This is a genomic window from Alteromonas marina (genome assembly GCF_000808575.1).
Lineage (GTDB): Bacteria > Pseudomonadota > Gammaproteobacteria > Enterobacterales > Alteromonadaceae > Alteromonas > Alteromonas marina_A.
Genome location: NZ_JWLW01000066.1, coordinates 373,748 through 395,862 on the forward strand (window position 1 = coordinate 373,748; position 22,115 = coordinate 395,862).

Below are 22,115 nucleotides of genomic sequence, written 5' to 3' on the forward strand. Positions count from 1 at the left end.
TCGGTTACAGTCTTTCGATAATGGTGGAAATGCCCATGCCACCACCTACACAAAGTGAAATCATTGCGCGTTTTAACTCACGGCGTTCCAACTCATCTAACACCGTACTGACGAGCATTCCGCCGGTCGCACCTAACGGATGTCCCATGGCAATTGCACCACCGTTAACGTTGGTCACCTCCTCACTAATACCTAATTCACGCATGTACCTAAGCGCCACAGAAGCAAAAGCTTCGTTAATTTCCCAGAGGTCGATATCTTCTTTGCGAAGCCCCGCAATTTTTAAGCATTTTTCGGCAGCAGGCGCTGGCCCGATTAGCATAATAGATGGTTCTGTAGAGGTAACCGCTCCGGCAACAATTCTTGCACGTGGGTATAACCCCAAATCTTTTCCTGCTTGCTCACTACCAATTAGCACGGCACTGGCACCATCAACAATCCCAGAAGAATTCCCGGGAGTATGGACATGGTTAATTCGCTCTACATGCGGATACTTCGACAATAATGTGGCGTCCATTCCCAATTCGCCTATTTTTTTAAAGGACGGCTTTAAACTGGTGAGCCCTTCTAACGTGGCATCGCTCCTAATGAAATCGTCTTTAGCTAATATCATTAAGCCGTTTGCATCTCGCACAGGTACAACTGAGCTATCGAAATACCCATTATCTCGGGCATAAGCTGCGCGTTTTTGTGAAAGAAGCGCATAATTATCTACATCATTTCGAGACCAGCCTCCCAAGGTTGCAATTAAGTCAGCGCCAATACCTTGGGGTGGTGTTCTTTGCGTCATTACAAACTCGGGGTCAAACATCATCGAAGCACCTGCGGCTCCCATGGGGACCCTAGACATAGACTCCACACCACCAGCTACAATTAGCTGATTCCAACCCGACATAATATTTTGAGCAGCGGAATTGACCGCTTCTAAGCCTGAAGCGCAAAACCTGTCCATTTGTACGCCTGCCACACTCTCATCCCACCCAGCAAACTGCACAATTGACTTGGCAATATCGCCACCTTGCTCTTTGATGGGACCGGTACAACCCAGCATTACATCATCGACATAAGACGTATCTAAGTCGTAGCGTTTTTGCAATTCACGTAATAAACCCGCACCCAGCTCTATAGATTTCACTTCATGAAGCGAACCATCAGGCTTTCCCTTACTGCGTGGTGTTCTCACCGCATCAAAAATATAAGCTTGTGTTGCCATAACACCATTCCCCTTTGCTGTGTCAGCAACGCCACAGTACATGGTGAAACCTTTACTATTTCACTGAGACCACGGCCTTGTTAAAAAAATGTTGCTTAAAACTATAGAGAGAATGGACGAAAAAACGATGACTAAAGGCACCATATAAATTGACTAAAAGTGACAAATAAGTCGATTACGTGCACGACACGAAAGATATCGCAGCAGCATGTTGTATTTTGTCAATAATGCTGAGCTTTCTGGTCATTAATAATTGCGCTGTAAAAACATAGATTGTTAAACCAAGGTAAATTTTGGCCACAGATTACAGATTGGCAACGGTAAATAAAGTGCAGTGCTGTTATATGAACAACAACCGAATGAATGTGACCAAAAGCTTCAGAGAAGGCGATAAAACATGTTAGATGGCTTAAAAGTTATAGAAATCGAAGGCATTGGTCCGGGACCTTTTGCGGCAATGATGCTTGCAGACCTAGGGGCGAATGTAACAGTGGTTCACCGGGAAGACGTTCCCATAGAGGGGATGACTGAAAAAAGCCTACTCGATAGAGGAAAAAAGTCTGTCCTATTGAACTTAAAAACAGACGAAGGCAAAGCGTGTGTTCGCGAACTAATTAAAACCGCTGATGTACTTATTGAAGGGTTGCGGCCTGGTGCTATGGAAAAACTTGGCCTTGGACCGGTCGATCTTCATGAAATTAATCCTGCGTTAGTTTACGGAAGAGTGACCGGCTGGGGACAAAGCGGGCCTCGTGCCCAGCAAGCGGGCCATGATTTAAACTACATTGCATTGTCTGGAGCGCTTTGGTATGCATCGCCCCCCAAGCATGCCCCGTTCACACCGCCCACTCTAGTAGGAGACATTGCAGGCGGGGCGCTTTATCTTGTCGCAGGAGTGCTATCAACTCTTTACAGAGTAGGAAAGTCAGGCAAAGGCGCTGTTGTTGATGCTGCTATCGTAGACGGCTCAGCCCATATGATGAACCTAATTATGTACATGAAAGGCCTTGGCGTATTCTCTGATACACGCGGGCACAGTATGTTAGATGGTCCACATTGGAGCCGCTGCTACCAGTGCGCAGATGGTCAATGGATGTCTGTTCAATGCCTTGAGCCACAATTTTACAGGACTTTTTTAATGAAATTAGGGTTGGAACAAGACCCTGAATTCCGTAAGCAAAAAGACCCTGCTCTTTGGCAAAAGCTGGGCGAAAAGCTGGAAATATTATTTGCTGAACACGCTCAACAGCATTGGATACAGCTCTTTGAAAATAGTGACGCTTGCGTTTCTCCCGTACTTAGCCCTGAACATTCGCAGCAAGACCCGCATATGAAAGCAAGAAACATATGGTCTACCTCTGAAGGTTTTATGCAGGCAGCGCCCGCACCACGATTTGTCGGTAGCCCTAGCGCTCATAAGCAAAGCGCGCGAATACCAAGGCGAGGTCAGCATACCGATGAAATATTGAAGGGATTAGAAAAGTAAGAGACACGAGGCTGCAACCTACAGTAGATAGGTTGATTACGTAATAAAGCGGGTCAGTGGGCTTTACGCAAAGCTCATAACAGACCCGATTAGACTTATATTGGCCATTTCATGTTTGAACATCATTATTTTCTGACCATATTCTTAACTTTTCTAATATATGTAGTGCCGTTCTGCCAAACTCAGTTAGCTCGTAAGTAACAGCGATCGGCCTTTCGCTAACTACCTTTCGCAAAACGATTCCTTCGTTTTCCAGTTCTTTAAGCCTTTGATCGACAATTTTTTTACTGGCACCGCCAAGCATCCTTGCTAGCTCATTAAATCTTACAGGCTCATCTTTGAGGTGATAGATAATTGAAGCTTTCCATTTTCCACCAATCAAACGCATTCCACTTTCGATAGCGCAAGGCTTATCAATAATGCTGTTAATTTTTCCTCTTTTTACCATTTGTTTTTACTAAGTTTTCCAAAATTTAACTTATATTCCACATAGGTTACCAAAACACTACTGGTTGATTATTGTATTTAGGTTACTAAAATATACCACATATGATTGAGCGAGAAAACATATCGCTATTTCAGACATTACCAATTAGGAGTATATGAATGAGCAACACAAGTAAAAACAATGTACTAATTATCAATGCACACCAGTATTACCCTTTTTCAGAAGGCAAGCTAAACGCATCTTTCGTCGATAAAGCAGTAACGCTGCTTGAAGCTAAAGGCTACAACACTCGCGTAGTGACAATGACTGAAGAACACAACGTTGAAGAACAGTTGGCCCATCATCAGTGGGCTGACATTGTCCTTCTACAGGCACCAATTAACTGGATGGGTGTGCCATGGTCTTTCAAGAAGTATATGGATGAAATATACACTGCAGGTATGGGCGGCGCATTATGTGCTGGTGACGGCCGCGTTGCCGAAGCGCCGAAGAAAAACTACGGCACAGGCGGTACCCTTACCGACGTTAAATATATGATGTCTTTAACCTTCAATGCACCAGAAGAGTCATTTAACGACAGCGAAGAGTTTTTCGAAGGAAAATCTGTAGACGACTTACTGTTTCCAATGCATATGAACTTCAAGTTCTTTGGCATGAAGCCAATGGAAACTTTCGCTAGCTTTGACGTGATGAAAAACGCCGATGTGGAAAACGACTTTAAACGTTTTGAAGCTCATATAAACAAGCATTTTTAAGGAATTACCATGAGTACTGAATACACCAATAAGTTACATGCAGGTTCTGCCTTTCCAGATATTTCAGCAAAGCTGTTAAATGGCGACACTAAAAAGTTAGCGACACCTGAGAACGGTCTTGATTGGAAAATGATAGTGGTTTACCGAGGGCAACATTGCCCACTTTGCACTCGATACCTCAATCAACTTGAGAGTGTTAGGCATCATCTAGCCGAAATTGGCGTAGACCTTATTGCAGTGTCTGGCGACAGGAAAGCGCAGCTTGAAAGTCACCTGCCTAGGTTGGACATTAACTTTCCAATTGCGTACGGCTTAACGGTGGAGCAGATGGAAGAATTAGGCGTATATATCTCTGCTCCAAGATCTCCTCAAGAAACTGATCACCCGTTTTCTGAGCCAGCGCTGTTTGTTGTGAACAATGAAGGTAATGTGCACGTCGCTGATATTTCTAACAACCCATTTGTTAGACCTGAGTTAGAGACATTAGTAAGTGGTTTGGGCTGGATTCGTAATCCTGATAACAACTACCCTATTCGCGGTATGCACAAATAGGAGCTTCTATGAAAAAAGTGGCTAATTTCGTAGCAGCCCTTTTGGCAACGGGTACTATGTTATCTGGGTGTGCTATGGCGAACGATGACAATTCAGGACACGCTCATATTGTATCGCCAAAGCACTACACTCTTCTTTTAGAAAACGAAAACGTGCTCGTTTTAAAGATGACGCTTCAGCCCGGCGAGGAAGACACTTGGCACAAACACAATGCTGAAACCGTTTATTTTGAAGATGGCGGAAAAGCCATCATCAAAACAGCTGACAAAGCAATGACCTTGGAAATCCCTGATGGTTATGTCATGTGGCATGACGAATGGGAGCACCAAGTTAAAAATATTGGTGACTCAACGATTACTGCAATAATTGTGGAAGCTAAATAACCAAGTCTTCGATTATAGTAAGTGATAGGAACGCGTTTAAAGTTAGTGTCAGGGTTACTTGGCACTAACTTCAATATCTTGGCGCATACGCTTACTTATAATTACCCTCTACCACCGGCAGACCAATTTAGAAACAATCTTTATTTGATTTTTATAGCGCAAACATTATATTAACGCTCGTCGAAAATTCGACATTCAAAATCAGAAAGGGAAATATAATGAAAAAAATAATTGGACTAGCTGCTGCAAGCCTTATTCTTACCTCAGGTTGTGCCACCATTCTTACCGAAGAAACACACAAAATAAACGTTACAACAACTAGCGGTGAAACGACTACAGTTACTGTTGATGGCATGTCTCAAACAGTTCCTGGTGTAGTTACTGTTAAGAAAGAGAACAAAGATAAAGTGCTAGTTGCTGACGATGCAAAATGTACCGACGTTAACTTGAACAAAGAAGTCGAATCTGCGTTTTTCATCAACATTATTAGTGGCGGTGTATTCGGTTCGTCTACCGATTACGGCTCAGACAAAATGTGGAAATACCAAGATTCAGTAAGCGTACCTTGTAAATAAGATATGTTTACACGAATTCTAAAAGGAAGCATTCTTGCTTCCTTTTTTTTGATTTTCGCAGCTAATTCCACTGCCAGTGACGTTACTCAAACTAGCGACTCAAAAGTTGATAGCGCAACGTTACAGCAAATAGCTAACGACCCGTTGTGGCAACTATTGTTACAACTTAAAAATGGGAAGCCAATTACTAACGACACCTCTATTTATATATCAAAGTCGTTCGTCAGCCCGTTTGCCGAAGCGCAAGCTACCATAGACCTTTTTCAGCGTAATACCCAAAACATTTGCAACTACCCTGCTCGTTTACGGCTGCTCAAGCGTTACATACCTGAATTTGACCTTATTACCCCTGCCGAGCACTGCGCAGAATATCGCAAATTTGTTGAAAGTGTTCCTGCCGATAGTATCAAGCTAATTTACGCCTCAGAAAATGTTACATCTGCGAGCTCTATGATGGGGCATATTATGCTTCGTCTAGATGGAACTAATGATAATGGCATTCCCGTTAAGCACGGTATTACATTTTTTACAGAGCTAGACTCTTTAAACGTTCCTCACATCATGTACGAAACATTGATGACAGGAAAAGAAGGCGTATTTAAGGTTGCTCCTTACCAAGAATTTGAGCAGTTTTACCTCTATGAAGAGCAAAGAAACATTTGGCGATACACGCTAGATTTCAACGAGCAACAGCGCCACTTTGTGCAAGACTATATATGGGAATTGGGACAGCAGAGCCCCGCTTATTTTTTTCATATATTCAACTGTGCGACCGTTACTCAGTTGTTGGTAAATATTGCTCGTCCTGCTCATCTAAATCAGGTTGCTAGCTGGCTGACCCCTCTTGATGTTGTTAAGTTTGCACAAGCAAACTCTCTCGTTGCTTCAACCCAATTCGTACCTTCAAATAAGTGGGAAATAACGACGTTAGAAGAAAGCATCGGGAGTAGACGCGCGTCTGCCATATCTTCGCATTTAGCTCGCGCTCAGCTAGATTCATTATCACTTTCGTTTGTTGAAACCAAATACGCACTGGCGCTTAATCAGTACTTTAGGTCAGCACAAACAATTTCAGAACAGAAATATCAAAAGAACTCCGCTGAAATTGCAGCGTTTGATGCTAAATATAAGCACCTTTCTTTAGACGTGTCTGAGCTCCCCGTTCCTTCCTCTCGCCAGCAAGAAGGTTATGTTGCTGCCGGTTTCACTCATCAAGACAGCCGTTCGTTCATGGCGTTTCGTGCCTTTCCTGTTGCAAGAAGGCTAGCCGACGACAACAGGAGCATGATTGGTGAAACCGAGCTTATCTTGGCCGACGTTGAGTTCAGAGTTGGTTTAGAGCAAAGCAACTTAGGTGATATCTATGTGGACAAGGCCATGCTTTACCAAATGGTGTCGCGGGTACCTGTTACGCAAAATATAAGCAACTGGTCATCATCATTTAACATTGGAATAAATCGCGTGCTAACCGGCGAGCGACAACGCAAACTCATTGTTCAATCGGAGTTTGGTTTAGGTTTTACACGTGAAGTAATGCAAGGTTTAGGGGTGTATAGCGACATCATTGTGGGTGCAGGCGCTAACAAGCACGAAGCATTTGTGTACGCCAAACCCGTTATTGGGCTATATGCATATACAAAACTGAATAGTAAGTTGGCGGTTAACTTAAGTAGGACCTACAACCAATATGGAAGTGATGAGCCAATCGATGCAGTATCGTTTAGCTTGCACCAATATGGTTTCGAAAACATCGCGTTAGATTTTGAAGTGAACATACAGAAAGTTGCCGATGAATATGAATCTAGCGCATCTTTTATGTTGGGGTATCGTTTTTAATCTACTCATAGTGGGATGTATTGGGGTTACTTCATTTGGTGCTGCCTAACAATTGAAGTCCCCCAGCAAACCCATTAAAGTCGCTCAACACAAACTTTTCTCACTTTCTGAAAGGCTTTAATTCATGAACATTGAACGAATGGAAACTAAGCAGCGTATGAGTCGCATTGTGAAGCACAATGGCGTTATCTACTTATGCGGGCAAGTATGTGCAGATGCCACGCAAGATATTACTCATCAAACTCAAACCATGCTCGATAAAGTAGATAGCTTACTTGTTCAAGCGGGCAGCGATAGAAAGCATATGCTTTCAGCGACCATTTATCTTAAAACCATGGATGATTTTGCGAAAATGAATGAGGTATGGGATAACTGGGTTCCAGAAGGCTTCGCGCCAGCAAGAGCTTGCGTCACTGCCGATATGGCACGCGAGGCACTGCTTGTAGAAATCTCTGTTGTTGCTGCTGAGATTGTAGAATAAGCATAGATAGCAAGAACTGATTTTAGGCTCTATGATTGTTGGTATGCCGCCATACATAGAGCCAACCATGCTAATTTTATTCAAATATCCCTCGCCGTCATATCTCTGAAATAATTGTCCTATAGCGTATAAGGTTCTCTGAAAGTGCTGTCAAAAGCACTATGTCAAATTGCACATTGCTCCGATATGAGTTTTCATGAAAAAATTGAAACGCTATCAATACGAACGATATGCCATTCTTTGCCAACTTGCCTACCCCGATGCAGACGCACAATATCAGAAAATACTAGACCCATTTCATGAACGCCATCTTGTCGATAAGTACGGCAGAATGAGCGTAAGAATATTGTGGGTTGAGAACAAAAAAGAAGTCATCATCGTTTTTCGTGGTTCGTTGGGCTTCAAAGATTGGTTCGCTAACTTGTTTTTCATACCCTATCGATTGCGTCAGCTGAATCGAAGTTTCTTTGTTCATTGGGGGTTTGCAAGATTACTTGCGCAGCCGATGTATTCAAGTACAAAAACATCTGATGACGCGTTACCTCTTAGAGAGTTACTCGTAAAAGTACTAGAGCCACTTCTCGCCCAAGGTAAACGGTTCTCGTTTATCGGTCATTCATCCGGTGGTGCGGTCGCAGTGTTAATGGCCGATTATTTCGAAAGGCGATTCCCGAAGTCAGTAAAAAGAGTGGTTACATTTGGGCAGCCAGCCGTTGGTACGCGTTCTTGGTATAAGCATTATTTATTGCACCATCGAACATATCGCATTTGCTGCGACCTAGACATAATCACCTTTATGCCGCCCTTCCCTTTTTACTTCTGGCATGTGGGTAAAATGCTATGGCTGCATGACGATAAAATTTATGAAAACACACCTACCCATAAACGCTTTTTAATGTCGCTCCAAAGTTGGATGTTGCGCCCTATCACCTACCACTACATGCGAAAGTATATCCGCAACAAGTCGTTGTTTGACGAACACTAAAAACGATCACTTTTCGCTTCAAGTCCGTATTTTTAATTGTTTCATAAAATGTGTAACCACCTAAACGGCGTAGTTTACAGGCGAAATACAGTATGACTTCATTGACGATTGAACGGGCGAAAGCAGCACTTAAAAACGCATTTGTGGGCGACGCACTTGCTATGCCGGTGCACTGGTTTTACAACCCAGCTGATATCTACAAAACATTCCCATTAGGAATAGAACAATTTGAGGATGCGCCCCCCTTTCATCCCTCTTCAATAATGTCCCTTCACTCCACACAACAAGGTGGGCGTGCAAACAAAGCATCAGCTAGCCAAAAAGAAATTGTGGGTGAGGTCATTCTTAAAGGGAAAAGGCAGTACTGGGGTAAAGACAATGTGCATTATCATCAGGGTATGAAGGCAGGTGAAAATACGCTTAATGCTTGCTGTGCCCGTATTGTTTTGACCTGCGCGCTTAAAGGTTATGATGAAACTGAGTTTTTAAATCAATATATTAGCTTTATGCGCGCCGGTACTCCTAAACACCCAGACACCTATGCTGAGTCATACCACAGAGTTTTTTTCGCGAACCTTGAGCAAGGCTTCCCTGCGGATAAGTGTGGTGCAGTTACCCATGATACGGCTTCTATAGGGGCTTTTGTATCGGTAACACCTTTAGCGATAGTAGAAGCTGCTAGAAATACTGCGCTTAACGACATCAAACACCTATGTCGTAAGCACTTGTTTTTAACTCATCCCGACCAGTCATTAGCATCGGTATGCGATTTCTATGTTGAGCTAATATACAAATTAGCGCATCGCCAAGATGAATCACCCAAAAACATGTTAGAAGGTATTGCGAGTAAGTCTGCAGGGCTGAACTTGGCGTCCCTTACGGCAAAGAACAAAAGCGATATTGAAGTTGTTGGGCGCATGTATTCGCCGGCATGTTATATCTCAGACGCCTGGCCCGCCGTTTTGTATTTCGCATACCGCTACGCAGATAATCCGAAAAGAGCGCTTATAGCAAACACTAATGTGGGCGGTGACAACGTGCATCGTGGTTTTGTTTTAGGGGCCATACTAGGTTTAATGCACGGGACCGAGATAACCTCATGGTTTAGCGAATTAACCGACGCGAAAAAGCTAAACTCCCTAGTCGATTCGCTGGACGTGGAGTGAGCCAGAAGTAGGCATCTTGTAGTTTTAAAGCTAAGCAAATACCGTACATGCTATCATATAAGCGGCCAATCACTGACGCTTGGTTTCACCCAAATTTACGTTATAAAACCTTACAACGTAACTGTTTGACCAGTTTTCGCCGCTTTGAATATGGCGTTAACAATCTTAATATCAGCAAGCCCTTCACTACCGGTTACCATTGGCTGGCGCCCAGTCAATATGGCTAAAGCGTCGTTATCCATTTGAAGCGTTTGCTGCATACCGTCAATAGGTGGCAGCGTTTTCCCGTCTGACGTTGTCCCCGTTACGCCATTGTAGCTCTGCATAGGTTTCAGCTGATACCAACCGTCTTCACAGTCAGCTTTGAAATGATTAAACCCTTTTACTACGCTAGTGCCGCAATTAGCCACTAGCCCGTCACCAAAGTCCATGGTGAATAGGGTAGTTTCATCAACTTCAGTGAATTTTTCTGGGAAACGTTGTGGTGGGTGGCTGCCAGTTACAGACAAAGGCTCTTGCCCCGTTAAAAAGCGCGCACTGTTTATCGCATAAACGCCCATGTCATAGAGTGCGCCGCCACCCATATGCGTTTTCATGCGCCAGTTGTCTGCCGCTCTACCCTGCCCGGCATAACCCGCAAAGCTCGATACTGCGGTTATATCTCCATAGGGTTTAGTTTCAAGGTATTGATGAAAAGTGCGTGTATTAGGCTCGTGCTGCATGCGATAGCCGATAGACAAAGTCACATTATTTTTATTACAGGCATCTATGATAGCTTGGCACTCCTCACTATCCATCGCCATTGGCTTTTCACACCACACGTGCTTTCCAGTATTTGCAGCCTGCACTGCAAAGTTTTTGTGCGTACCTGTGGGCGTTACAACATAGATAACGTCAATATCATCGTTATCCGCAATTTCAGCCATAGTGCGGTATGTGTATACGTTGCTATCCTTAATTCCATGCTTTCTTTGCCACTTAGGAATTTTTTCTTCGCTACCTGTGATGATGCCTCGCAATTCACAATGCTCGGTGTGCTGTAGCGCAGGTGCTAATAAATTTGTGCTGTAGTTGCCTAAGCCAAGCAAGGCTACGCCAAGTTTCTTTTTAGGTGGCTGAGCTAACAAATAAGGGCTGTGGGCAACGAGCAAGCCTGAACCCGCTATTTGAAGAAAATGACGACGAGTAATACGAGGCATTGGCCTTCTCCATAAGAAAAGTATCCATGTGTGGTTTTAGTAGTGTTTTACTTGTCTAAATAGATCACACACAAATTGCCCAATAGGATAAGAAATCTCATGATTGCGGCTAATATTATTTAAAAAGTTATTGGCTCTTAACTATTTTTTAAAATCTTATCTATTGAAGTTTATGCTCTCGTTTCATTAATCTCAGCAATGAAAAGCTCGCAGGCCCGATAACGCTCTCACTGGGCGAGCCCATGTCGCAGTTTTTGTTAGCCAAAGAACTCGGTGAGTTCACTCGGCTTTATCCGTCTATTCAATTAAAAGTGAAAAGCTCTACAATATTCGCCGATTTAGACAAAGGTGAAGCGGATGTCGTAATACGGGGAGCACCTAAATTACCGGAACACTTAATTGGAAGGCGACTTTACAAGCTAGGCTTGTGCTTTTATGCACACAAAGATTACTGTGAAAATACACCCCGTAAAGACTGGCGATGGATTACGCCGTTAGAGAATGAAGTTTGGCCCCAATGGCTAGCACAATCGCCTTACCCAGAGGTACCAATTGGAATAGCAATCGATGACATCATCTCTCGATATCACGCTATATTAAACGGCGTGGGTATGGGAAGAGCAGCATGTTTCATGGGCGACCCACACCCCGACCTAGTACGTCTACCGGGCAGCGCGCCCGTTTTGAAATACGATATTTGGCTTCTCACCCACCCTGATTTGTATGAACAGCCTAAAGTAAAATTGCTGATGCAGTTTTTAACCGATGCGTTAATGACTAAAAAAACGCTCGTTGAAGGAGAGGCATAAGTTTATTTACGGTAAACCATTTAGATGGCTTACTGCTGCAGAACAACGCCTTGTTTATAACAAGCGGACCATGTTGACAGCTGCAAACCTATACCTTTTTTTACAAGAACGCCCCACACGATAAGCCGCCCGTATGGATGTCGCATTATGCAGTGAAAAGGCTACGACACCGCTTTGGGTACGTTAAGCGTATTCCGTGCGTCATTGGTCAGTTTCACTAACGCTTTTCGTACGTCTGTTGACGACGCGCATGGCGCTTCAAAAGGGATAAACCAAGTCTGCTTTTCTGTACCGCAGTGCATGCCTTCTGGAAATACGCTGTGCATTATCGGCGCTTCAGTGTTAACGCCTACTTTGTGCTGCAAGATAAGCTGCATCGCGTCCTGATGGTCTTCATTCATATGGGTAATCATGCCCTCTGGTGCGCTATGCCACTCTTGGACTTCAACGCGCCAATAGTTTTTATCAACCCAATGGATTTTTCCGAACCCACCAATAAAACGTACTCGCTCAGTACGAATAACGTAAAAATTGAAATCGTGGGTTTGCTCGTATTTTTTAGCTTGAGGGAATAAACGAAGATACTGTGCTTTCACGTCATCTTGGTTCGCTAGCTCCGCACTCCCCATAATAGTCACCCGGCCATTCGCCTGAGAGTCATCTTCACCGGCATCAAAAATGGTTAAGCTAACTTTGTCGTTCGCTTTAATATTGCGCGTATGCAGTGCGATATCGCTGATGTAGATAACTGCGTCACCACCAGACGTTAAATAATAAGGTACAACCGAACCAAAAGGGTAGCCGGGCATTGATGTTGAATGCGTACCCAATACACCGCTGTGATGGGTGCGGCTTAGCTGTTTTGCTTGAAATGCAATATCTTGCATACTCATGGTTAACTCCGTTCTTGTTTATCGGTTTTCGTAAAAGTTAATGTGTCACGAAAACGTGTTTTTGTTCGTTTTTAATTAGGTTTAACTGGGTGTGATAGCACCGAGAAAGCATATCGGTAGTAAGTACTTGCGCTGGTGGTCCGTCGGCTAAACACTGCTTTTCCCCCAATAAAATGAGTCTATCGCAATAAGGGGAAATTAAATTGAGGTCGTGACTTACGCAAATAATGCACAGCCCTTTTTCTCGTAGGGCGACCAATTGTTCCATTACTAGTTTCTGGTGGCGCAAATCTAGGGCTGAGGTGGGTTCATCTAACAGCAACAGCTTGCCTTCCAAACTCTCGTTTTGATCGCCCGGTATTATTTGAAGAATAGATTTAGCTAAAAATATTCTCTGCCTTTCCCCGCCAGATAAGGTTTGAATATTGCGAGCTAGTAAATGCGTAATGTCAAACTGCTTGGCAATACCATGAATCAACCGACTCTTTTGTTCCAATGACTCAACGTACTGATACCGCGCCAAATGAAGTAACTCGTCGGCGATAAACCCAAATGGCGTTGACGCGCTTTGTGCCATCACTGCACGCTGTATTGCTAATTGATTTGGGCTTAGCGCACTAATTTTTTGCCCGCCAAGCGTTAGCGTTCCACCAGATGGCGTTTCTACACCACTGAGCATAGCAAGTAGCGTAGATTTACCGCATCCGTTTTCACCCGCTATCGCGGTAAACTCACCAGTGTTAAATGACAAAGATATTTGTTCAAGCAAACGCGTGTCACCTCTGGCTATCACAACATCTTTCAATATAAGCAACGCCGTGTTTAACCGTTTACAACTTTCGCTTTGCTCTAGGATTTCCACTTTCATTTGAGCTACACCCCACCACCAAGTAAGCGGCGTTGCTGCCAAAGTAAGTAAAGGAAAAATGGCGCCCCAACTGCTGATGTAACAATACCAATAGGTATTTCCATAGGCACAAATAAGGTACGAGCCAAGGTATCGGCAACCATTAATAGCAAAGCGCCCATTAGTGCGCTGGCAGGTATTAGCACCTGGTGGTTTACACCAAATATGGCCCTGCACATGTGGGGCACTACCAAACCTACAAAGCCAATAATGCCGCACAGCGCCGTCGCTAGCGCCACAGAGAACGCCACCAGCCATAAAACCCAGTGTTTGTATCGGGTAACATTAAGCCCCATATAAGCCGCCTCTTTTTCACCAAGCGCGAGTAGATTAAGCGCATTACGTGACTTCATAAGACCAGTAAAAGCAACAAGCCCAGCTAGCGCAATAAGACCACAAAGCGCCCAGCTTGCTCCGGCAAGACTACCCATGGTCCAGTAGCTTATTTGGCGAAGTGCGTCATCGCTTGCTACATAACTAATAGCCCCTATCACGGTTCCGGTTAAGGCGTTAATGGCAACACCAGCCAAAATAAGCGCGGCTACCGAAACGCCTTGCGGCCCATTTGAAAACCGAAGCACTGTCCATACAGAAAGTAGTGCACCACCAAAGGCCCACATGGCTACCCATATAGACTCAAGCGCAGGGATGAGCGGAGGTACTATGGTCATACTAAGGGCTGCAGCTGCGGCTGCGCCCCCTGCAATACCAATTAAACCAGGGTCGGCAAGCGGATTGCGCACTAGCCCCTGCATTGCACAGCCAGATACGGCTAGAAGCGCGCCAATCAGCATTGTCATGATCACCCTCGGTAGCCTTATTTCAGACAGTACATACCAATGAGTAGTGTTTGCTGCTGTATTTTCTACCGTATTTTCTACCGTATTTACGCCGCTAATGAAGTATCTAAGTTGCTGTTCAATATCAATTGGCAGACTGCCGCGGGTTAACCCCACATAAGCACAGAACAACAGCAATACAACCAGTATTCCCATGCCAATACGTTTTCGCTGCGCGCGGGCATTAATAAGCTGAAGTACTACAGGCGTCAATGGGTAATCACTTGAATAATCGCTTGGGTAATCACTTGAGTAATCGCGTGGGTTACCACTTGGGTTATCGCCTAGGTTATTACCATGCTTAGCTGCGGGAGATAACTGCATTATTGACTCGTTCTACTGTTAGCAGCATTTTGCGTTTGTTTCATTTCAATGGCTTTTCCTGCGTGCTCCGCGACAAGCTGAAGCGCCACATCAAAGCGCGGAGAAAGCCCCAAACTTATGCTGCTATCCATGGCTTCAACTAGACAATGAATACCAGCAAAGGTGGCTGCTAACGCATGGTGCGTACAAAGTGCGTCCTTCGCGCTTTTCCCACGAAGCATGTGACCAGCGGCAATCACAATATCAGGGTTTTGCATCAGCACAGACTCAGCATGCATCACTTTGTAGCCTTCCACTGCATCACCTATATTAACGATACCCAGCGTATCGAATAGCGCTTGGGGCACAGTATTTTTACCCGCTACCGTTATTCCTCTGTCATTATTCGCCACCACAAAAAGCGCTTTAATTGGCGTATTGAACGCTAAGGTTTTATCTGCGTACCGCGCTTTTTGTTGCTCTACCTTCTTTTCAATATCGTGAACAAGGGTAATGGCGTTATCACTTGCCGATAGTTTTTCGCCAATATCCAATACTAGGCGCTTTAGACCACTTAAGTTTTTGTCGACGTTAAAGGTAGTAACCTCTACGCCTGCATGGGCTATTTGTTCAAGCGCTACACTTGGGCCTGTCGCCTCTGCTCCTAATAGCATTGCGGGCTGTTGGGCCAATACCCCTTCAGTGCTGAGCTGACGAAAGTACCCAAGCTTAGTTAAACTTACCGCTTCATTTGGGTACATACTGGTACTGTCAGTAGCAATTACCCAATCGCCACGTCCTAACGCGAAAACAATTTCGGTGATACTGCCGCCAGCGGTAACTATTCGAGGTGATGTAGTTTGCGTTTCATCTAAAGGGGCGCTAAACGCCCCTACTGCAAACAAACTCCACCCTACCATCACCGCAGAAACAGCTTTTGCGGCTATTGAAGAAAGTGAAAGAGCGTGTTGCGACATTTTCTACTCTCCGCTTAAAGGGTCAGCACGGAAACTATAGGCACCAGATGTCCCCTCTTCATCGTAATAGCTGGTAATTTGAAACTTGTAGGTAGTGTCGCCAGCCTGAATTAAATAAACTCCAAACTGTGAGTAAAGTAAGTGGCTGGTGCTGTCGTAGAAATACCAATTGTTCGCACTCATCGCGTACTCGCTAACGGTCTCTTCACTGAAGCCATAAAACTGTGCTGCTTCGGGATCCACGCCATCGTATGTGTCAGCGTCGGTGCGAAGCACGGTCGCATCATCAGCAATAGAAAGGGTAAACTCCCCCGCTCCGTCCGCACACGGCACTGATAAATCCCAGTCGTCAGTTTGTGTAACTACTTGCTGCATATCGAAGTCAACGTAAACGGCGTCGCTACAACCCACCGCATCAACGGTAAGTGCAACTTCTTCAGCAAAGGTGGTTTGCCCGTCAAGAACGCTTTGATGCATAACGCCAAGGGTTATTTTACCGATACCTCGCCCTTCAGTAACAATATCGGTAACGTGAAATTTTGTGTAGTTGCTGTCAGAGGACACGATGTAATACGTTTCTTCATTTGGCGTTACTACGTGAGTGGTAATGTCGTAGTTGTAAAAGGTATCGCCGATCACTTGGGTTTCTGTATCTGTGCTGAACGCGTCAGCGCCTGGTATATCGCTTTGAGTAACAGCCAAATAATCACCTAGTTCGCTATCAGCGGTCGCATTTAGGAATAAGTCAGGCACTGGCGCGCCCGTATCGTCGTAAAACTCGCTGTTATTACCAGTAAAATAAAGGCGTACTGGCGTGTCTTGATGCGTATTTAAAAACACACTGGTACGTTTAAAACCTATATCCCACATGGTATCCGCTGCGGCTTCTTCTTCGGTGAGTGTAAGCTGCGTTTGTGTATCTAAGTCAAAGTAAACCGCGACAGGCTCTGATGTAGACCCTGTACTAAAAGGCCCGTAAATTGTTGCCTCTTCGTTTTCGCCGTCACTGCTTCCGTCACCTGAATCTCCGCTACCATCGGTCACTTCATCAGGCGTTTCGACTGGGGTGTCATCGCTACTTGAGCTACCACAAGCAGTTAAACCGAATGTCATGGCAAGCAGTAACGCTAAATAGGTTTTGTTCATGTGTTTTCCTTTTTTAAAGTTCGCCGAATTAACCAACGTTTTTTAGTTGTTGGTTTAGGATCTGCCGTTAGGTATTCTTTGTTCTGATCTCAAACGCTTTTTCTATGTAGTAGCTATTCGTCTATTGACTACTTCAATACTGATAACTCACGCCCAAATACAACCGCCTTGCAGCAATCGGTCTCGCGTCGAAAGAACCCGCTAAAAGTGCATCGGTTGAGCGATGTTCATCGGTGAGGTTTTCAAGTCCAAGGCGCGCTTGCCACTGAGGCGTTAATTGATGCTGTACAACCGCGTTAAGTGTGGTAAAGCTGTCTTTGGCAATTGAGGTATAGCCACTTGAAGGCGACACGTTTCCCTCATGCACTCCGTAAATCTGCAAGCTAGTGTCGGTTTGACTAAACTGGTAGGTAATTGATGCTTTAACTAAGTGCGTGGGGCGTTCAGGCAAGTGCTGTGAACTGCCATCTTCAGCAACTAAGTAGCTATAATTCAACTGCCATTGCCAATTATCATTTTGCGCGCTGGCGCTTAAATCTGCACCGTAAAGGGTGGCTTCATCGAGGTTCTGATAAACTGAAATATCTAAACCAGCCTCTTGCGATGCGTCCACGTCTATCGCAGTGGTGATGAAGTCATCAGCTTTAGTGTAATGAAGATTTATATCAAGGTGATATAACCAGTCACTTTGGGTCGGTTCTACTCGAAGGTTAGCGCCTAAGTTGGCATTCAGCGCGGTTTCAGGCGTAAGTGCGTCATTGCCAAGCACCATATAACCCAAGTTACTGTGGTCGAAGGTGTAATAGCGTTCCTTAAGATTAGGCACGCGATAACTACTGCCAGCCCCTGCGCGAACTTGCCACGAAGTATGTTCAGCGTTAAATGACTGGCTTGCACTTGCTTTAAATGCAGTATGCCAACCAAAATCAGAATCGTTTTGTATTCTTGCGCCAGCTAAAAGCTGGGTGTCGTTTATCTGCCAGTTTCCTTGTAAATAAAGCTCGGCACTTTCTCTACTTACATCATCAACTTCAACCGTGCCCGTGCTGAGGTTTTGCTGGTCCAGCGTATCGCCATGTAAAACAAGGCCGCCTACCCACTCCATATCTTCGGTAGAATAAATCTTCTGTGCTTCTAGTTCCGCTAGCTGAATATCGGTTTGACGCAACCCGTTGCTGTTACCGCTTTCTTCATTATGTGAAAGATAGCGCGTGTTGATATGCCAATCGTATTGTTGCTCAACGCGAACATCGTGCTGCCACTGAGTAACGTTTGAAAGATAACTAATAATGGTGGCTTGACCCGGTATTGATGACTGAGGTTTGTTTTTTTGCTCATCCAGCCATTGCCCTTTGTATTGCACGCTAATGTTATTTATCAACGTCGATAAAGACACTTGCACAAAAGATTTGTCTACCGCGCCACCATCTTGTGACGTGGTTTCGTTGTCGTAATCAAAACCGGGGTTAGTAATATTTTGGGCCGTTATGCCAAGCTGCCAATTGCTTACTGCTTTCGCTGCAGTGACCCTAGACGTATGCCCGAATTCATCACCGTCAATTGCATCATCGGTAAAATAAGATGCCTCGTAGTCTGCTGCAAACTGCGAGCCTTCTACCTTTTCGGTAATGATATTGATAACGCCACCCATCGCAGAGCTGCCGTAAAGCACAGAAGCAGCGCCTCGCACAATTTCAATTTGCTTAATATTAGCAACGCTAATTTGGTCAAGGTCGACAGAAGAGCCTGTAGGTGAAATGATGGGCTGGCCGTTAATTAACACCAATACGTGATCGCCATTGAACCCGTTTAGCTGAACGTTGTACCCGTCTTTTTGACTGCGTCTAACTACAACACCGGGCATCACTTCAAGCACTTGGCGTAGTGTGCCTTTACTTAATCGAGCAATGTCCTCTTTATCTACCACGTCAACTTTTACAGGTGAGGATGCCAATAACTTTGGTGTTCTAGTGCCTGTAACAACAACGCGTTCAAGATCACCTTCTGCTAAAGCTGAAAAAGCCAACGGAAAGCTAGCGGCTACCAAAAGTGAAGGTAAAAAGTGAACTCGTTTCATTTATTTTTCTTTTAACGCAAATGATAATGATTTGCGTTTGATATTATTTATTTAGAAGCGTTTTGCAAGGAGAAATGTAGAAATTCGTTAGAAAAACTCTGCTACAGCATTGTGTTTAACGTATTTTTTGCATTAAAAACAGAGCGATAGGACGTTAAAAAATTTTCGATGTTTTGCGAGAAAAGAACAGCATCAAGTTGGATTGGCAACACGACATAGTGGAATAAAAAGAGATAGAAAGAAAAAAAGCACTTTCCTTCTACTCTTAGTAATGCGGCTTCCCTTACAACAAAGAATTAGTAGTATGAAGACCGCTACACAAATGGTGTAGCGGTATGCAATTTGTAGCTAGTTAGTCGAGTCACTTACGTAAAACACATTGTCTGGTATTTCATTTCCAATACCTGTGTTGTTACGAATAACATCGGCTAGCGTCACCCCCTCAATCATGTCGAGCTCTTCATCTGTAAGATAATTTTGGTACCAAAACCTATCACCATCTCGAAGGGCTTCAAATTGCTCCGTGACCATTGCGCGAAATAAAGGACCTAACTGGGAACCTTCTTCCGCAACCGGATCCTCTGCAAGACCGCCAGTAAACAAGTCAATATCGTCAACGCTGTCGTAGGTCGCCTCTAGCGCAAGTTGTAACTCAGTATTAGAGGTTACTTCACTAAATGACTGCCTACGCTCTAGACCGAACTGAGCCCGCATATCGTTGTAAGAAGGCACACCGTGATCTCTTCCTCTTTGACTATTTAGCGCAACCAAATCTAAGCCCCCTTGGCCGGATGAACCAAATAAAAAGTTACGCAGTTCACTAGTAACTTTCACGTCGATGGCTTGGTGCAACTGACTTGCAAGGCCCCTTAAAATAGGCTCAATACTTTGCTCATTGGTAAGAATGCTAGGTGCAGTAAAGAACACTTCTCTTACAGATAAATTCCCTTCGTCAATCGTATTTCCCTGTGCATCAAGCCGCAATATTTGGTCATTTATCAATGAATGACCGTGACGGAATGCTGCAATAGAAAACGCATTATAAAGCCCAGGGTCTACAGTGTTGTCATAGCCTTGATAGCGAGACAGCGCGTTGTCTCCGATAAGCGCGGGCAGATATTCATTGTAAGTAATAGCCTGAATTTCAGCGATAACCAGCCGTCGAGCGGCCTGAAAGATCTCTTCGCCAGATGCTCCTGACAACTGCTCTTCCAATATAGCCGCAAGTCGATTGTGTTCTCTTACCCACAAGGTGTGCATTACGGTAAGCCCAACTTGCTCGTTGGCGCGCACTTCGCCACCTAAAAACAGCTCGCTGTCTTCCACACCAAACACATTACCGTTGGGCCGCTGGTATTAAAAGGCAATAAGTTACCTTCACTCGTCGCTAAGTAAGGGCTATCTTCCCCCACCCTTATCGCTGACGCATGTTCTTCGTCAGAGCCATAGACCATGCTTACTTCGATCCACGCGGAAAGCTCGTTTTCTTGCTCTCTCGGGTTTCGAGTAGACGTGCCCGTATCATGATCGAAAATAGCTCTTGAGAACAAAATAGTAGCGGAACCGGTACTTTGCGGGTCAAAAAAAGGGTGTCCGATAGGGACAGAGATATCTGCCACTTCCTCAAGACCATCAGTTAACCCGAAGTCGTGATCGATCAACTGCCCCCACTGCCAAACAAAATCAGACGTGCCGAAATTGTTGGGAATAACTTCGCCAGTTTCCCGATGTTGAATATTATTGGAAATTAAGCGCGCACTAGGTCTATTTTCTCCCGACATAGTAGAAACCCCATCTTCATATTCTGGCCCACCCCAACGTTTTAATTGGGTAAACGCTGCGCCCCAAAGTGGATTTGCGTTATTGTTTAAAGAGCCATCTATGGTTCTCACTTCTCTGTTATCAACAAAGTCGTTGTCGTCATCCCTGTTGGTGTTAACTCGCTCTCTGCGCTCGTTAGCATCTTCGTTTATCCCTGAAACGATGCTCTACGGTCATTAACCACTACGCTTACATCATCAGAAGCCCTAACTCCTTCGCCATCTGTCGCGGTAAGACGAAATACCAGGGTTTCATCATCTGAAGTAGATGGAGCACGAAAGCTCGCCGTTAAGGTGTTTGCGCCTTCGATATCAACCGCCTCTCCCGAGATTTGCTCCCATTGAACGCTAACGCTACCTTGCGTATCGCTAGCATTGCCTTGTAGCACTACCATAGACCTTTCATCTATTATTTGCCTTTCCCCTGCTTCTACTACATGGGGTGTTTTAACATTGTTTTCATCAGAACTACAGGCACTGATGGCAATGACAACTGCTGTCAGTGACATTCTTACTTTTTTCATATTCAACGCCTTCTTTTACTTCTACATGAAGTAACTAAATTGGCGAGCACGAATTAACACTTGTAAAAACTCGTACTCGCTGCCCGTAATGCCTCACAACAGCAGTGCTAGTACCACAGCACTTGGAGAAACTACTCATTGTTTCGACCAGTAAAAGCAGGCGTTATTATCGGTTTTATTAGATGGCAGCGAACGCAAAATAAGATTAAACAAATATGAAAAAATCTAAAAAACTGATAAACAAGAGGTTTCGAGAATCAATCGGCAGAATCGTCAGAATCGTCAGAAAAATGTTGGCAAGTTTTTTGAAGGCCTTACAAAGAAACATGACTTTATGTTTTGAATTTAGGTTTTTCACGCTATAAAACAACGAGATTTTGACACTATGCGCCTACCAACTAAACAGCTTATTAATAAAATAGAAAACTTATCTAATGGCCTAACGCCTGAGCAGTTATCAAGCTTTCTCGATATTATTGACGCCATGACGGCATTGGTTGAGGAAGCTGGAGAGTTAAAATCTGATAGCGACACCAAAAATAATATCCCCAATACAGAGCTGTCCGTACTCCACTAGAACAAGCTTTACAGTGTTCACTGCCTTCAAATAGGAGCGCTACAGGAAACCAATAACGACGAATATTCGTTTTTGCTCATTTGCAGTTCGTTTATGTTCGTTTTATGATACCCCCAATTAAATGTACATGGGTAGCTGCGTCAGAATAAGAACTAAACGGCCTG

Annotated in this window: 22 protein-coding genes and 1 pseudogene; 11 read left to right on the plus strand and 12 right to left on the minus strand. The window is 44.4% G+C overall.

Annotated elements, in window-relative coordinates; translation table 11 throughout:
• Window positions 1-4: 4 nt before the first annotated feature.
• Complete coding sequence (locus RJ41_RS17355) at window positions 5-1,213, minus strand: acetyl-CoA C-acetyltransferase (protein ID WP_039223673.1); 1,209 nt, start codon at window positions 1,211-1,213, stop codon at window positions 5-7.
• A gap of 397 nt (window positions 1,214-1,610) precedes the next feature.
• On the opposite strand from RJ41_RS17355, the gene RJ41_RS17360 reads away from it, so the two are divergent.
• On the plus strand, window positions 1,611-2,699 hold the full coding sequence (locus tag RJ41_RS17360; RefSeq protein ID WP_039223403.1) for a CaiB/BaiF CoA transferase family protein: 1,089 nt from the start codon (window positions 1,611-1,613) through the stop codon (window positions 2,697-2,699).
• A gap of 109 nt (window positions 2,700-2,808) precedes the next feature.
• Here RJ41_RS17360 and RJ41_RS17365 read toward each other — a convergent pair.
• Window positions 2,809-3,169, minus strand: a pseudogene (locus RJ41_RS17365) (winged helix-turn-helix transcriptional regulator).
• 136 nt (window positions 3,170-3,305) lie between these two features.
• On the opposite strand from RJ41_RS17365, the gene RJ41_RS17370 reads away from it, so the two are divergent.
• The 8 genes from RJ41_RS17370 to RJ41_RS17405 all read left to right on the plus strand — a co-directional run bounded on the left by RJ41_RS17370 (window position 3,306) and on the right by RJ41_RS17405 (window position 9,880).
• The gene (locus RJ41_RS17370) at window positions 3,306-3,902 is read left to right on the plus strand and encodes an NAD(P)H-dependent oxidoreductase (RefSeq protein WP_039223405.1); all 597 of its coding nucleotides are present in this window, start codon (window positions 3,306-3,308) and stop codon (window positions 3,900-3,902) included.
• A 9-nt stretch (window positions 3,903-3,911) separates the two neighbouring features.
• Window positions 3,912-4,454: a redoxin domain-containing protein gene (locus RJ41_RS17375; RefSeq protein ID WP_039223407.1), complete on the plus strand. Its 543-nt coding sequence runs from the start codon at window positions 3,912-3,914 to the stop codon at window positions 4,452-4,454.
• 8 nt (window positions 4,455-4,462) lie between these two features.
• Complete coding sequence (locus RJ41_RS17380; protein WP_039223410.1) at window positions 4,463-4,837, plus strand: cupin domain-containing protein; 375 nt, start codon at window positions 4,463-4,465, stop codon at window positions 4,835-4,837.
• 218 nt (window positions 4,838-5,055) lie between these two features.
• On the plus strand, window positions 5,056-5,412 hold the full coding sequence (locus RJ41_RS17385; RefSeq protein ID WP_039223413.1) for a hypothetical protein: 357 nt from the start codon (window positions 5,056-5,058) through the stop codon (window positions 5,410-5,412).
• Between the two features lie 3 nt (window positions 5,413-5,415).
• Window positions 5,416-7,248 carry a lipoprotein N-acyltransferase Lnb domain-containing protein gene (locus tag RJ41_RS17390; RefSeq protein ID WP_240485823.1) on the plus strand — a complete coding sequence of 611 codons (1,833 nt, stop codon included), beginning with the start codon at window positions 5,416-5,418 and terminating at the stop codon, window positions 7,246-7,248.
• Window positions 7,249-7,372: 124 nt separating this feature from the next.
• Window positions 7,373-7,729, plus strand: coding sequence for a RidA family protein (locus RJ41_RS17395; protein WP_039223416.1), 357 nt, complete (start codon window positions 7,373-7,375; stop codon window positions 7,727-7,729).
• A 196-nt stretch (window positions 7,730-7,925) separates the two neighbouring features.
• Window positions 7,926-8,714, plus strand: coding sequence for a lipase family protein (locus tag RJ41_RS17400; protein ID WP_039223419.1), 789 nt, complete (start codon window positions 7,926-7,928; stop codon window positions 8,712-8,714).
• A 92-nt stretch (window positions 8,715-8,806) separates the two neighbouring features.
• Entirely contained in the window at window positions 8,807-9,880 is a 1,074-nt protein-coding gene (locus RJ41_RS17405; protein WP_039223422.1) for an ADP-ribosylglycohydrolase family protein, read from the plus strand.
• A gap of 110 nt (window positions 9,881-9,990) precedes the next feature.
• On the opposite strand, the gene RJ41_RS17410 is transcribed toward RJ41_RS17405, so the two are convergent.
• A complete protein-coding gene (locus RJ41_RS17410; RefSeq protein ID WP_039223425.1) occupies window positions 9,991-11,079 on the minus strand; it encodes a Gfo/Idh/MocA family protein in 1,089 nt (362 codons plus the stop codon).
• A 185-nt stretch (window positions 11,080-11,264) separates the two neighbouring features.
• Between RJ41_RS17410 and RJ41_RS17415 the strand changes: the two genes are divergently transcribed.
• Complete coding sequence (locus RJ41_RS17415; RefSeq protein ID WP_276203246.1) at window positions 11,265-11,888, plus strand: substrate-binding domain-containing protein; 624 nt, start codon at window positions 11,265-11,267, stop codon at window positions 11,886-11,888.
• A gap of 161 nt (window positions 11,889-12,049) precedes the next feature.
• Here the strand turns inward: RJ41_RS17415 and RJ41_RS17420 are convergent, their stop codons facing one another.
• The 9 genes from RJ41_RS17420 to RJ41_RS17455 form a co-directional block, all read right to left on the minus strand.
• Complete coding sequence (locus tag RJ41_RS17420) at window positions 12,050-12,781, minus strand: HugZ family pyridoxamine 5'-phosphate oxidase (protein ID WP_039223429.1); 732 nt, start codon at window positions 12,779-12,781, stop codon at window positions 12,050-12,052.
• Window positions 12,782-12,818: 37 nt separating this feature from the next.
• Window positions 12,819-13,649: an ABC transporter ATP-binding protein gene (locus RJ41_RS17425; protein WP_052235503.1), complete on the minus strand. Its 831-nt coding sequence runs from the start codon at window positions 13,647-13,649 to the stop codon at window positions 12,819-12,821.
• A 5-nt stretch (window positions 13,650-13,654) separates the two neighbouring features.
• On the minus strand, window positions 13,655-14,851 hold the full coding sequence (locus RJ41_RS17430; protein ID WP_039223432.1) for a FecCD family ABC transporter permease: 1,197 nt from the start codon (window positions 14,849-14,851) through the stop codon (window positions 13,655-13,657).
• A complete protein-coding gene (locus tag RJ41_RS17435; protein WP_039223434.1) occupies window positions 14,851-15,807 on the minus strand; it encodes a heme/hemin ABC transporter substrate-binding protein in 957 nt (318 codons plus the stop codon). The genes RJ41_RS17430 and RJ41_RS17435 overlap by 1 nt, the downstream gene beginning before the upstream one ends.
• 3 nt (window positions 15,808-15,810) lie before the next feature.
• A complete protein-coding gene (locus RJ41_RS17440) occupies window positions 15,811-16,953 on the minus strand; it encodes an HmuY family protein (protein ID WP_039223436.1) in 1,143 nt (380 codons plus the stop codon).
• A 133-nt stretch (window positions 16,954-17,086) separates the two neighbouring features.
• Complete coding sequence (locus RJ41_RS17445) at window positions 17,087-19,030, minus strand: TonB-dependent receptor plug domain-containing protein (RefSeq protein ID WP_039223439.1); 1,944 nt, start codon at window positions 19,028-19,030, stop codon at window positions 17,087-17,089.
• 348 nt (window positions 19,031-19,378) lie between these two features.
• Window positions 19,379-20,356 carry a peroxidase family protein gene (locus tag RJ41_RS19540; protein WP_052235504.1) on the minus strand — a complete coding sequence of 326 codons (978 nt, stop codon included), beginning with the start codon at window positions 20,354-20,356 and terminating at the stop codon, window positions 19,379-19,381.
• Window positions 20,332-20,922, minus strand: coding sequence for a peroxidase family protein (locus RJ41_RS19545; RefSeq protein WP_052235505.1), 591 nt, complete (start codon window positions 20,920-20,922; stop codon window positions 20,332-20,334). The genes RJ41_RS19540 and RJ41_RS19545 overlap by 25 nt, the downstream gene beginning before the upstream one ends.
• A gap of 77 nt (window positions 20,923-20,999) precedes the next feature.
• Window positions 21,000-21,374, minus strand: coding sequence for a PKD domain-containing protein (locus RJ41_RS17455; RefSeq protein ID WP_039223442.1), 375 nt, complete (start codon window positions 21,372-21,374; stop codon window positions 21,000-21,002).
• Between the two features lie 385 nt (window positions 21,375-21,759).
• Between RJ41_RS17455 and RJ41_RS17460 the strand changes: the two genes are divergently transcribed.
• Entirely contained in the window at window positions 21,760-21,951 is a 192-nt protein-coding gene (locus tag RJ41_RS17460) for a hypothetical protein (RefSeq protein WP_039223445.1), read from the plus strand.
• Window positions 21,952-22,115: the final 164 nt, after the last annotated feature.

Bases quoted from the DNA above. Each gene is read 5' to 3' on its own strand.
- RJ41_RS17375 (WP_039223407.1), top strand. From the start codon at position 3,912: ATGAGTACTGAATACACCAATAAGTTACATGCAGGTTCTGCCTTTCCA.
- RJ41_RS17390 (WP_240485823.1), top strand. From the start codon at position 5,416: ATGTTTACACGAATTCTAAAAGGAAGCATTCTTGCTTCCTTTTTTTTG.
- RJ41_RS17440 (WP_039223436.1), bottom strand. From the start codon at position 16,953: ATGAACAAAACCTATTTAGCGTTACTGCTTGCCATGACATTCGGTTTA.
- RJ41_RS17380 (WP_039223410.1), top strand. From the start codon at position 4,463: ATGAAAAAAGTGGCTAATTTCGTAGCAGCCCTTTTGGCAACGGGTACT.
- RJ41_RS17420 (WP_039223429.1), bottom strand. From the start codon at position 12,781: ATGAGTATGCAAGATATTGCATTTCAAGCAAAACAGCTAAGCCGCACC.
- RJ41_RS17425 (WP_052235503.1), bottom strand. From the start codon at position 13,649: ATGAAAGTGGAAATCCTAGAGCAAAGCGAAAGTTGTAAACGGTTAAAC.
- RJ41_RS17435 (WP_039223434.1), bottom strand. From the start codon at position 15,807: ATGTCGCAACACGCTCTTTCACTTTCTTCAATAGCCGCAAAAGCTGTT.
- RJ41_RS17445 (WP_039223439.1), bottom strand. From the start codon at position 19,030: ATGAAACGAGTTCACTTTTTACCTTCACTTTTGGTAGCCGCTAGCTTT.
- RJ41_RS17360 (WP_039223403.1), top strand. From the start codon at position 1,611: ATGTTAGATGGCTTAAAAGTTATAGAAATCGAAGGCATTGGTCCGGGA.
- RJ41_RS17370 (WP_039223405.1), top strand. From the start codon at position 3,306: ATGAGCAACACAAGTAAAAACAATGTACTAATTATCAATGCACACCAG.
- RJ41_RS17410 (WP_039223425.1), bottom strand. From the start codon at position 11,079: ATGCCTCGTATTACTCGTCGTCATTTTCTTCAAATAGCGGGTTCAGGC.
- RJ41_RS17395 (WP_039223416.1), top strand. From the start codon at position 7,373: ATGAACATTGAACGAATGGAAACTAAGCAGCGTATGAGTCGCATTGTG.
- RJ41_RS17430 (WP_039223432.1), bottom strand. From the start codon at position 14,851: ATGCAGTTATCTCCCGCAGCTAAGCATGGTAATAACCTAGGCGATAAC.
- RJ41_RS17355 (WP_039223673.1), bottom strand. From the start codon at position 1,213: ATGGCAACACAAGCTTATATTTTTGATGCGGTGAGAACACCACGCAGT.
- RJ41_RS17400 (WP_039223419.1), top strand. From the start codon at position 7,926: ATGAAAAAATTGAAACGCTATCAATACGAACGATATGCCATTCTTTGC.
- RJ41_RS17455 (WP_039223442.1), bottom strand. From the start codon at position 21,374: ATGAAAAAAGTAAGAATGTCACTGACAGCAGTTGTCATTGCCATCAGT.
- RJ41_RS17385 (WP_039223413.1), top strand. From the start codon at position 5,056: ATGAAAAAAATAATTGGACTAGCTGCTGCAAGCCTTATTCTTACCTCA.
- RJ41_RS17405 (WP_039223422.1), top strand. From the start codon at position 8,807: ATGACTTCATTGACGATTGAACGGGCGAAAGCAGCACTTAAAAACGCA.
- RJ41_RS17460 (WP_039223445.1), top strand. From the start codon at position 21,760: ATGCGCCTACCAACTAAACAGCTTATTAATAAAATAGAAAACTTATCT.